The organism is Pseudomonas sp. NPDC089918 (assembly GCF_050280605.1).
GTDB lineage: Bacteria > Pseudomonadota > Gammaproteobacteria > Pseudomonadales > Pseudomonadaceae > Aquipseudomonas.
The window spans coordinates 1-11,243 of the sequence record NZ_JBNNVP010000081.1 but is presented as its reverse complement, the minus strand read 5'-3'; the positions used below and the strand labels follow the sequence as shown (position 1 = coordinate 11,243).

Sequence of the window (11,243 nt, the reverse complement as noted above, 5' to 3'; positions counted from 1 at the left end):
CTCTTCGTCTATTTTGCGCCAATAAGCCGCATCGAATTCGGCACACAGGGCGCGTACGCCCTCGCGGATGGCATTGAGTTCTTCGTCGTTGAGATCAGTCATTCTTATTCTCCTCAGTGAGTCACGGGCGGTAGCGGGCGTCGTGGGCGTGCCGCCGCTCGCAACTCGGTAACCGTAGAACGTAGGGGCGGCTTGAGCCGCGAAGGGGCGTACAGCGCCCCGGTTTCAGATTTCAAGCCGACTCAGCCCTGGGCTTGCTGTGCAGGCCTTAGCGCTGAAGCCGCTCCTACCGGTGTCAGCAATCATCAAATCGGGTTATGGCCCAGGGAGGCGCGGAAGCGATTCTTGATGTAGTGGCCGTCACGGGATGGCAGCACGCGTGGCGGGTTTTCCGCCTTGATTTTGATCGTTGCCAGTTTCACACCTTCACGGCTGGTGAAACGCTCGCGCAGATCATGCACGCCTTCCATGTCGCGGATTTCATTGGTCCAACTGAAGCCGCAGGTCTTGGCGACTTGATCGAGCTTGATGCCGAAGCCTGCATGGCTGACCTGCATGCCGGTCTCACCGAAGTGGCCGTTGTCCAGCACAGCAATGGTCAGGTTGGCGGGTTTCTGCAGGGCGACGGTGGCCAGGGCGCCAAAGCCCATCAGCAGTTCACCGTCACCGGTGACCACCACCACCGACTTGTCCGGTTGGGCGTTGGCCAAGCCCAGACCGACGGTGATGGCGCTGCCCATCGCAGCCCAGAGGTAATAATTCTGGTCGTGGTCACCGGCGGCCATGACGTCATAGGTTGCCGAGCCCAGACCGGTGACGACCAGCACGTCTTTGCGGCCAGCCAGTAAGGTCTTGACCACTTCGCGGCGGCACAGAGTGTGATTAGCGCTTACTTGACCCATTTCTTTTCTCCAATCAGGCGCTGACCGAGCAGCAGGGCAGTGGCGGAATCACCGTTGAAGGCCATGGTCGCGGCCCCGTGCAGCAGCGGGGCGACGTCTTCCGGAACGTCCGCGCGCCAGGTCATCACTTTCATCAGGTTCAGAGAGGCTTCGGTGGCCTGACCCATCGGGTTCTGCCAGGCGTTGAATTCGGCCCAGTCGCCGCGCATGGTGACGACCATCAGCAGCGGGAAGCCGGCGCAGACTTGCAGGGCCAGGGTGTTGATGCAGTTGCCGACACCGCTCGATTGCATCAGCAGGGCGCCACGTTCACCACCCAACCAGGCGCCGGCGAGGTAGCCGATACCTTCTTCTTCGGTGGTGAGGACCACGGCCTTGATGTCCGGATCTTCGTAAGCCATACGGATCGAGGCCGAGTGGCCGGCGTCCGGTACGAAGACAATGTGTTTGACATCATGGGCCTTGAGCACGCGGAACACGTCCTCTTGCCAATCCTGCCCCACGGTTTGTTCAGCTTCTGTTGACATGCCAGTCTCCCAAGCACATTAGTTTTTGTGTTGTGCCTCATTCTGAAGTGACAGTGCGGAGACGACGACTACCGTTTTTATCTTTTAGATATGCCCGTTGAGCATAGGTCGGGCCATGGGGAGGCAGTCCAATTCCATGCGTCATACCTGTGAAGCGACGCAAAAGATTTTTTATACTGTTAAATACATATTAATAACGAGGGAGTTGCTCGCCGGGTTCTCAAATTAACTAGCTGATATGCCAAAATTTTATTGATTGGCGGCTGGCCCTTATATTTAACGGGTTGCAGAGCATGTTTAGTTGAATTTGTAGTGTTCGGCACACAAGTAATGCCATTACTTCAGGATTAAATATGTATATGCTTTTGACGACTTCGCTGCCGTGCACGCAGTCCCGTTAAATACCTAACAGGTTCGCCAAATGGATGTCGTTCAACTCAACACTTTGATCCACGTTGCGGAGCTTGGCAGCCTCAGTAAGGCTTCCGACCGTTTGCATATCGCTCAGCCCGCACTCAGCCGGCAAATTCGCTTGCTGGAAAAAGAGCTTGGGGGTTACTTGTTCGAGCGTCACGGGCGTGGGATGGAGATTACCGACGTTGGCCGGGATGTGCTGATTCATGCGACGCGAATCATGGAGGAAATGGAGTCTATCCGCGGTACGGTGGTTGGCGGGCGATCATCGTTTAGTGGAGCAGTTCTGATCGGCACTACACCGACCGTAGCTGAGATCATCACCGCGCCGCTTGTAAGCAAGATCCGCATAGCTCATCCAAACCTCTCCGTGCGATTTTCCTCAGCCTATAGCGGTTTCCTGCTCGACTGGGTGCAGCGAGGCGATCTGGAATTGGCGATTTCCTATGATCCGCAGCCACTACACACGCTGCGTATCGTTCCCATCATGATGGAAAACTTATTGCTGGTTGGGCCGCCGAGTGCTGGCCTAAGTCTTGACAGGCCTGTCGCCTTCAAGAACTTGGCCGAACAGGAGTTGGTCGTGCCCAGCGCGCGACACAATTTACGGATGATTCTTGATAATTGCGCGCGTGAGGTCGAAATCAAGCTCAAAACCACCGTAGAGGCCGACTCATTTGGGGCGTTGATCGACTTGGTGCGAAATGGCTTTGGCCTGACCGTATTACCGCTAGCTTCGATCTACTCCCAACTGGAGAACGGCACCTTATGCGCTGCTCCCCTGGTTGATCCTGTACCTATGCGAAAGCTGGTCCAGGTATTCGCAGCAAACCGGCGTGTGAGTCCGGCTGCAAAGTTTGTCGCAGAGGTTTTCATCGAGATCGCTGCTGGCCTCGTCGAGCGCAAAATATGGGCGGGACACATGCTCTAACAGCCATTTTCACGGACCTAGCGTCTAACCAAGGAGCGCCTCCCAGTTGTCTTCAAGTAAACTTTCCGTCGTAATGCTTCCTGGTCTGCTATGTGACCACCGCCTTTGGACGCATGCCAATGCCGCTTTTGAAAGCGAGCGTCAAGTATTCATTCCTGATCTTTCCCTTGACGCGTCAATTGGTCTGATGGCCGAGCGAGTGCTAGATCAGGCCCCTGCCGAATTCGCTCTTGTCGCCTTGTCCATGGGTGGCTACGTGGCGTTCGAAATCATGCGCCGTGCACCGCAGCGGGTGGCGCGTCTGGCGTTGCTGGATACCATGGCGCGGGCCGATGACCCGGCCAGAACCAAGGCGCGCCGCGGCTTACTTGCGTTGGCTGAAATGGGTCGATTCAAAGGTGTCACGCCGCAGCTGCTGCCGATGCTCATGCACCCGCGTTGCCTCGAAACGGCGGCCGCACAGGTGGTTCAGGATATGGCGCAGACGATGGGAAAGGACGGCTTCATCCGCCAGCAGCAGGCAATCATCGAGCGCCGGGATTACATACCTGTACTGGCGAAGATTAGGGTGCCCACACTGGTTGTGGTGGGAGAACAGGACAAAATCACGCCGCTACCTGAGTCGCAACTCATTCACCGTCACATTGCGCACTCACAGTTGGTGACATTACCGGACTGTGGGCACTTGCCACCGCTGGAGCATCCGGAGCGCACCACCGCGCTGCTCGGTCAGTGGCTGGGCAACGGCTGATGTTGCTACGGTGTCGCGGTCGCATAAACGCCAGATGGATTGCCTGTCGTTTCCTTGGCAGCAGTGGGGTAGTTGCTTCTCGAGCCAGGTTTGAACGTCATTGGGCGAACATTTGCTCATGTGCCAAGTCTGAGGATTGATGATGCGTGGCGGTATGTTTCCCTAGAGCGACTCGCTGATCTGGACTGCCGCCCATTTACTCATTCTGCGGCGCAACTCCAGGGTGACGCCAGTGGTGTGATAAAGCCTACCACGCTAGGGGACGAGGCTCCCGATCCCAGACGTTCTAACGTCGTTCATGTACCCCGAACAGCCACCACAAACTTCGACAGCAGGCCGAAGATGTAGGTGCGCCGAAGCACAAATTCTCGAGCATGAATGCCGTCATTTGGATCGACGCCAGCATCGTTGGTTTGAACAGCATCCCGACAGCTTGTTGCAGTATCTGTTGACCCTTCTCCAGCATGGGCACCAAGAAGGTGTATTCGGTGTTATCGATGTCGAAACGACAGCCCTTGCTAAGCAGGGATCTGAACTGAAGTTCAATTAACGGAGTTGGTACGGGGGGAGGGGCGAGCACTGGGCATACGGGAGGCAGACTGCTGCCGACGGCGAGTACCACTGGCGATCAAATCGGGTCATGGGTAACTTTGAACGCGTTGATCGGATATCTTGAGAGCCTCAGCGAGCCGAGAGTATTAGACGAATGCTCCGTTCCGGGGGCAGACCATAATTCAGCGTAAGCGATGGCGATGACCGTTACTATACGAGAAGGGGGGATAACCATAGCCTCGCAGGAAAACGAAGTCGTGCAGGCGCATAGCAACGGCATTGCTCATCGGTTAGATATGGAGCTAGTTGCGGTAGCGCGGCAGCGTTGAATGACTGGTGGCGTTGGGCGCTTTGTAAGAATTGCTGCCATAGTCAAGTAGGCTTAGACCCAGCTTTTAAACTCAGATAGCTGAATTAAGATTAGACCAAGGCAAGCCTCTCTTTAGCAGCGAGGCTTGTCTCTTTATCGTCAGTGTTGTGATTCAGCGAGGGTTCGGGCGATTTCCGCAGCTGTTTCCTTTAGAGAGGGCAGGAGTTTCTGGAGAGCGTCCTCCAAGGAGACGGCACTTTTGAGCAGCATGATGTTCATCGTAGCGAACAGCGTTTCGCCGTGGCGCACCGGAACACCAATCGCCCAGACGTTACCGGAGAAGACCTTGTCAGCGTAGTCCGAACTCATGACCGCGTAGCCCTGTTCACGAACCTGGCTAAGCAGTTCGGCCAGGCGCTCCGGTTGGCGCGCCAGTGCGTTCCACTCCTCTGGTGATTCGGCCAGCCGTTGAAGGACACGTTGTCGCTCCTGATCCTCACAAAAAGCCAGGTAGGTCAGACCGATGGAAGTCACCAGCATGGGGGAGCGGAATCCCGGCTGACGGTTGAATGACAGAGGGCCCGTGCCACGAGAAGTTTGCACGACGACCATGGCATCGCGGTCAAAAAGCGCGATGTCCGATGGCCAGCCAATTGCGTTACGAAAGCGTTCGAGCGTCGGTTCAGCGATGCTGGCGACCCAGCGTGACTTGTCGTAGCCCAGGCTCAGTAGAAGCGTGCGGGCTGTTGGAGAGTAAATGGCACGTTCAGGGTCCCGTGTGATATAGCCCTCATGGATGAGGGTTTCCAGCATGCGCACAATCGTGGCTTTGTCCAGGCCGGTCTGTCGGTGGAGTGAGGCGACCGTCGACTGCTTCTCTTCGTTGACCACGCGCAGCACGTTGAGCGCACGGCTCACTGCTTCTACCGGTTTAAATGATCTGATTGGGGTGCCTTTCACTTGCTGTCCTGTTGTCCCATTACCCGGTATCCCTAAAGTTACGGTAGTTGTCGTGGCTAGCCTCGAGAAATGAGGTTTGATTGTTGATCAACACGGGGTGATTTACGGGGCAGACTATCACTATTTCTGCTCGTTGCTCCAGCGACACGCCCTTTGGGGTGCGTGGCCCTTGTAAGGCGTGTCGCCAGTGCTCGGGGGCGCTCAGGAGCCAGGACGGTCGGCAATCACTTTGTGCTCGACTAGCCGCTCCAGGTCGTCTGGCGTCAGTTGCAGCCAGTCACGTAAAACTTCGAATGTATGTTCACCCAGTCGCGGAGGTGGCAGGCGATAGTTGGGCGGGGTGGCCGACAGCTTACCAGGGAAGGCGAGAGTCGGTACTGAAACACCATCGTCCCGGGTGAAGCGGTGTACCACTTTGCGGGCTTCGGTGAACGGGTCTTCAAACACTTGATCGATATTATTAACCGGGCCGGCAGGCACTTTGGCCTCGACCAAAAGTTCGATCAGAGCGCTGCGTTGCCATTGGCCGAAGATGTTTTGCAGTTCCTGCTCGAGCGTGTCGCGATTCTGGACACGGACGGCATTGCGGATGTAGCGCGGGTCCGAGGCCAGGTCCGGGCGTTCGATGGCCTGGCATAGGGCGCGGAACTGGCTGTCATTGCCGGCGGCTACCACCAGTGATCCATCCTGCGCTTCGAATGTTCGGTAAGGCACTACCGTGGGGTGCGCGTTACCCAGTCGGCCAGGAGTAATGCCTCCGACCAGCCAGCTCATGGCTTGGTTGGCGAGCATGCTCATCTGGGTATCGAGCAGGGAGCAGTCGATGTGCTGGCCAATGCCGGTGGCTTCTGCGTGGCGCAATGCCAATAGCACGGAAATGGTGGCATAGATGCCGGTCGAGAGGTCGGTGATGGCCACGCCGACCTTGGTCGGTTCGCCGTTCTTGGTACCAGTGATGCTCATCAAGCCGCCCATGGCCTGGGCTACGAAATCATAGCCACCACGTCCGGCGTAGGGGCCGTCCTGACCAAAACCGGTGATTGAGCAGTATACAAGGCGTGGGTTCAGCTCGCGCAGACTCTCATAGTCCAGGCCGAACTTCTTCAGGCCGCCGACGCGAAAGTTCTCAACCAGTACTTCCGCCTCAAGAGCCATTCGCTTGATAAGTGCGGCGCCCTCGGGCGTCCCCATATCTACCGCGACAGAGCGCTTACTGCGATTGCAGCCTAGGTAGTAGGCGCTCTCTCCCGGACCGTCAGTACCATCCTCGTAGATCGGCAGGAACGGTGGTCCCCAGGTGCGGGTGTCGTCGCCTATGCCGAGCATTTCGATCTTGCTCACGTCGGCACCAAAGTCGCCAAGGATCTGCGTGCACCAGGGGCCGGCCAATACCCGGGAGAGGTCAAGGACGCGCACCCCATCAAGAGGCAGGGGGCTATTTTTTGTTGTCGTCATCGATGGTTGTTCTCTGCGTTTCCATTTTTGCGCGACAGCTTCGCCGCGCCCTCTGTCATTCCCCTTGCACCCGGTCGAACAGACGCTGGACGTCTTGGCAATCAGTCGACGGCGGTTTGTGCCTGGAAGAAATTACACCATTAAATGATTCAACAGTTGAAAATTAATTTCAAGTGGTGAAATATTCGCTTGCCGACCGGTGAGTCGGATCAATAACGATAAGAGGACCAGGGCATGCCCATTGAGGTTGAAAAGCTGCTCAGCTATCCCATCCCAGTTGTCCGCCAGACGCTTACCCGGCAGAAGACGGCGTTCTATGCCCTGTCGGTAGGATTGGGCGCCGATCCTCTGGATGAACGTCAACTGCGCTACGTGGACTACTGCCGGGATCTGCGAGCGCTGCCCTCGCTGGCATTGGTGTTAGGGCATCCGGGGTTCTGGTTGGGCGATGGGCGCTCGGGTGTGGACCCCAAGAGCGTGGTGCATGGCGAGCAAGAGCTGACAGTGCATGACGAGCTGCCTGTCGAAGGCGAGGTAATTGGCGAAACCTGCATCGTCGGGCTCGTCGACAAAGGGCCTGGTCAAGGGGCTCTGCTCTACACCCGCAAGGAGGTGCGCAGCGTCGTCGACGACCGTCTGCTGGCTAGCGCCTTGAACACCACGTTCCTGCGTGGTGGCGGTGGTTTCGGCGGTGACAGCAGCGCATTGCGCGCTTCTCACACACTGCCTGGAAGCGAGCCGGACTTCAGTGTTGACCTGCCAACTCGTCCCGAGCAAGCCCTCTACTACCGAATGAACGGTGACGACAATCCGTTGCACGTCGACCCGGCGGTGGCGGCGGCAGCAGGTTTCTCGCGGCCGATCCTGCATGGCTTGTGCACCTTTGGCACCGTCTGTCACGCGCTGCTCAGAACCTTGGTCGACTACGACGCTTCACGTCTGCGCAGCATGGCTTTGCGCTTCTCCTCACCGGTACTGCCGGGGGAAACCATTCGTATCGAAATTTGGCGCGACGGATCGTTCCGCGCTCGTGTCCTGGAACGTGACGCCTTAGTGGTGAGCAACGGCCTGGCGACATTTTCTGCAGCTTCCACCAAGAAATGAATTCATTCCCAGACAACTAGGAGAGCGAGATGCATTCGTCTGAAGAACGTTTGGAAAACATGCGCATGATCCGCGACAGCGCCAGCCAGTTCGCGCCTGCGGGTGAGCTGGGTCGTGTGCGCGGGTTGCGTTACAAGACCCCAGGTTTCGATATCCAGGTCTGGCGCGAAATCGCCTCTAGCGGCTGGGTAGGGCTTTCGCTGCCCGAGGGACAAGGTGGGGCGGGGCTGGGGGCGGCGGAGTATTGCGCTTTGCTGGAAGTATTTGGCGCAGCATTGCTGCCCGAGCCCTTTGTTTCGGGAGTGTTGGCCGCCCGCTTGCTTGATGGCGAACGGTTGACCGCGCAACTGGCCGGTGAGCGCCTGCTGTTGCCTGCCTTGCAGGAAGAGATCGGCAGCCTGGACACCAGTGAAGGCTTAACCCGCCTGCGCAACGGCAAGGTCAGTGGGCGCAAGCTGTGCATCCCAATGGCCGCGGCAGCAGACGGCTTCCTGGTCAGCTCCCCCCAGGGTCTGGCTCTGGTGGAGGCTAAGGCGTCGGGCGTGAACCTTGAAATCGTCCAGACCCAGGATGGCGGCCACTTCGGTCACTTGCACCTTGATGATGCGCCAGCCGAAGTGTTGCCACTGCAGGCGCAGACCCTGGACGACGCCCTCGATGAAGCGACCCTTGGCACCGCTGCCTACCTGCTGGGCGTCGCCGAACAGGCCTTCGCCCTGACCTTGGACTACCTGCGTACCCGAAAGCAGTTCGGCCAGACCATCGGCAACTTCCAGGCCCTGCAACACCGTGCCGTGGACCTTAAGCTGCAACTGGCCCTATGGCGTGCCAGCCTGGAGGCCGCCGCAGCTACCTGCGATGTCAACGCCCCAGCTTCTCTGCGTCGCGCGGCCGTCTCCCGGGCCAAGGCCCGCGCCGCCGACGCCGCCTTGCTGGTGACCCGGCACGCCGTCCAGTTGCACGGCGCTATTGGTTACACCGACGAGTGCGATGTCGGCTTGTACCTGCGAAAGGCCATGACCCTCGCCAACCTCTATGGCTCATCCGACCAGCACCGGCGTCGCTACGACGCTTGCATGCCACGCCTGGCCAGCGCCTGAGGAAAATGACTATGAACGACAAAACGCAACTGCCCGATTTCAACACTCTGAGCGATGACCAGTTCCGCCAGGCGGTCCGTGAGTTCCTGCATGCGCACTTCCCCGAAGAACTGCGCGATTTGCCCAAACGTCTGCACTGGGAGGAGGTGAAGGGCTGGTACATGACCCTCTCCGAGCATGACTGGTTATGCCCGGGCTGGCCGCGTGAGTTCGGCGGCATGGGGCTGTCTGCCGCCAAGCAGTTGATCTACACCGAAGAGTTCGAGAACTACGGCGTAGCGCGCACTCCTGACCACGGCATCATGCTGCTCGGTCCGCTGCTTATACGTTATGGATCTCCCGAGCAACAGCAGCATTTCCTGCCGCGCATCCTGTCCGGCGAGCACATCTGGTGCCAGGGTTACAGCGAGCCAAATGCGGGTTCGGACCTGGCCAGCCTGCGCACCGAGGCGGTGCTGGATGGCGATGAGTGGGTAGTCAGCGGGCAGAAGACCTGGACCACGCTGGCGACCGATGCCGACTGGATCTTTATGTTGGTGCGCACTGACAAGAGCGCCAAAAAACAGGAAGGCATCAGCTTCCTGCTGGTACCGATGGACAACCCGGGCGTGACTGTGCGGCCAATCCTCAACCTCGACCTGCACGACGAACTTTGCGAGGTATTTTTCGACAATGTGCGTGTGCCGCGGGTCAACCTGGTCGGCGAGATGAACGCCGGCTGGACAATGGCCAAGGCTCTGCTGGGGTTTGAGCGAATTTTCCTCGGCTCTCCCAAGCAGTCTGCCAATGCCCTGACTCGGCTTGAAGTGCTCGGTGAGCACCTGGGATTGAGCGACGATCTGGGTTTCCGCGATCGCCTGACTCGCCTGCGCCTTGATCTGGACGATCACAAGCTGCTGTTCGAGACCTTCGCCGAGCGCCTGCGGCGGGGTGAGAGCCTTGGTGCCGATGTATCGATGCTCAAGGTGCATCAGACCGAGCTGTTCCAGCGCATTACTGACTACATGTTGGAGATCTCCGACGAGTACGCAGCTTACCTAGAGCCGATCGAGGGCAACGGCAACCTTAATCCCACCGGCCTGTTTCTCCAGGCGCGCCCCGCAACTATCTACGGCGGCAGCTCAGAGATCCAGCGCAACATCCTGGCCAAGGCGATGCTTGGTCTGTAATCGAACGACGGAGAGAACGACATGCTCGACAACAAAGTAGTGGTGGTTACCGGTGCCGGTGGCGGAATTGGCCGGGCCATCGCGGTGGAGATGGCACGCGCCGGCGCCTCGGTGGTGATCAATGACGTCGGCGTGTCATTGGGCGGCGAGGGCGGTTCGTCCACCCCCGCCCAAGAAACGCTGAAACTGATCGAAGGCCTTGGCGGCCGAGCTGTGATCAATACCGACAGCGTTGCCGACTGGAACGGTGCGCAGAACGTTATCGCCTGCGCAATGGACAGCTTCGGCCAAATCGATGGTGTGGTGAACAACGCAGGGATCATCCGCGATGTGATCTTCCACAAGATGAGTATCGACGACTGGCAGTCGGTGATTCAGGTGCATCTGAACGGCAGCTTTTTCGTCAGCCGCGCCGCTGCCGAGCGATTCCGCGCCCAGAACAGCGGGGCCTTCGTGCACATGGTCAGCACCTCGGCGCTGATCGGCAATGTCGGCCAGGCCAACTACTCTGCGGCCAAACTGGGCATGGTGGCGCTGAGCAAGTCCATCGCGCTGGACATGCAGCGTTTCAATGTGCGCTCCAACTGCCTGGCGCCGTTCGCCTGGAGCCGCATGACCAGTGCGATTCCCGATAGCACCCCGGAGGAGAAAGCGCGTGTCGAGCGCTTGAAGCAAATGACCCCGGAAAAGAACGCTCCGCTGGCGGTGTATCTGCTCTCGGACCAGGCCAAGGACGTCAACGGGCAGATATTTACCGTACGCCGCAATGAAATTTTCCTGATGGGTCAGAACCGGCCGGTGCGCTCGGTGCAGCAGGGCGAAGGTTGGACCGCCCAGGCCATCGCCGAGCACGGCATGCCGGCGTTGTCCGGATCGTTCACGCCGCTGCAGGTCAGCGCTGACGTGTTTAGTTGGGATCCGGTTTGATCTGTACGCCGCTTACGAATTCACGAGGTTGAGTATATGAGCGCTATGAGTACCCAAGAGGGCTTCCAGGAAATTCGGGATGGTGTACGCGCCCTGTGTGCAGAATACCCGGTCGAATACTGGCGCAAAATTGACGAGGAA

The 11,243-nt window shown here is 58.5% G+C and carries 11 protein-coding genes; 6 read left to right on the top strand and 5 right to left on the bottom strand.

The features are described from left to right. From ACQKPC_RS29770 to ACQKPC_RS29760, 3 genes are all read right to left on the bottom strand, one after another. On the bottom strand, positions 1–102 hold a 102-nt coding region (locus tag ACQKPC_RS29770; protein WP_427628242.1), incomplete at its 3' end, for a hypothetical protein. A gap of 203 nt (positions 103–305) precedes the next feature. Then, positions 306–902, bottom strand: a complete 597-nt coding sequence (locus ACQKPC_RS29765; RefSeq protein ID WP_427628238.1) for a thiamine pyrophosphate-dependent enzyme — start codon at positions 900–902, stop codon at positions 306–308. Then, on the bottom strand, positions 890–1,429 hold the full coding sequence (locus ACQKPC_RS29760) for a thiamine pyrophosphate-binding protein (RefSeq protein ID WP_427628236.1): 540 nt from the start codon (positions 1,427–1,429) through the stop codon (positions 890–892). The genes ACQKPC_RS29765 and ACQKPC_RS29760 overlap by 13 nt, the downstream gene beginning before the upstream one ends. A gap of 421 nt (positions 1,430–1,850) precedes the next feature. Here ACQKPC_RS29760 and ACQKPC_RS29755 point away from each other — a divergent pair, with 421 nt between their 5' ends. Further along, positions 1,851–2,774 (top strand): LysR family transcriptional regulator, encoded by a 924-nt coding sequence (locus tag ACQKPC_RS29755; protein WP_427628234.1) that lies wholly within the window; start codon positions 1,851–1,853, stop codon positions 2,772–2,774. Positions 2,775–2,820: 46 nt separating this feature from the next. Next, positions 2,821–3,525 (top strand): alpha/beta fold hydrolase, encoded by a 705-nt coding sequence (locus tag ACQKPC_RS29750; protein WP_427628233.1) that lies wholly within the window; start codon positions 2,821–2,823, stop codon positions 3,523–3,525. A 1,021-nt stretch (positions 3,526–4,546) separates the two neighbouring features. On the opposite strand, the gene ACQKPC_RS29745 is transcribed toward ACQKPC_RS29750, so the two are convergent. Together ACQKPC_RS29745 and ACQKPC_RS29740 are read right to left on the bottom strand one after the other, a co-directional pair. Further along, positions 4,547–5,347, bottom strand: coding sequence for an IclR family transcriptional regulator domain-containing protein (locus ACQKPC_RS29745; RefSeq protein WP_427628231.1), 801 nt, complete (start codon positions 5,345–5,347; stop codon positions 4,547–4,549). A 201-nt stretch (positions 5,348–5,548) separates the two neighbouring features. Continuing rightward, complete coding sequence (locus ACQKPC_RS29740) at positions 5,549–6,802, bottom strand: CaiB/BaiF CoA transferase family protein (RefSeq protein ID WP_427628229.1); 1,254 nt, start codon at positions 6,800–6,802, stop codon at positions 5,549–5,551. Positions 6,803–7,036: 234 nt separating this feature from the next. Here ACQKPC_RS29740 and ACQKPC_RS29735 point away from each other — a divergent pair, with 234 nt between their 5' ends. Genes ACQKPC_RS29735 through ACQKPC_RS29720 form a run of 4 tightly spaced genes read left to right on the top strand, consistent with a single transcriptional unit; the run spans position 7,037 to position 11,102 of the window. Next, a complete protein-coding gene (locus tag ACQKPC_RS29735) occupies positions 7,037–7,906 on the top strand; it encodes a MaoC/PaaZ C-terminal domain-containing protein (protein WP_427628227.1) in 870 nt (289 codons plus the stop codon). A 29-nt stretch (positions 7,907–7,935) separates the two neighbouring features. Next, complete coding sequence (locus ACQKPC_RS29730) at positions 7,936–9,006, top strand: acyl-CoA dehydrogenase family protein (protein ID WP_427628225.1); 1,071 nt, start codon at positions 7,936–7,938, stop codon at positions 9,004–9,006. 29 nt (positions 9,007–9,035) lie between these two features. Further along, entirely contained in the window at positions 9,036–10,175 is a 1,140-nt protein-coding gene (locus ACQKPC_RS29725) for an acyl-CoA dehydrogenase family protein (protein ID WP_427628240.1), read from the top strand. Between the two features lie 21 nt (positions 10,176–10,196). Next, positions 10,197–11,102, top strand: a complete 906-nt coding sequence (locus ACQKPC_RS29720; protein WP_427628223.1) for an SDR family NAD(P)-dependent oxidoreductase — start codon at positions 10,197–10,199, stop codon at positions 11,100–11,102. The last annotated feature ends 141 nt before the right edge of the window (positions 11,103–11,243 follow it).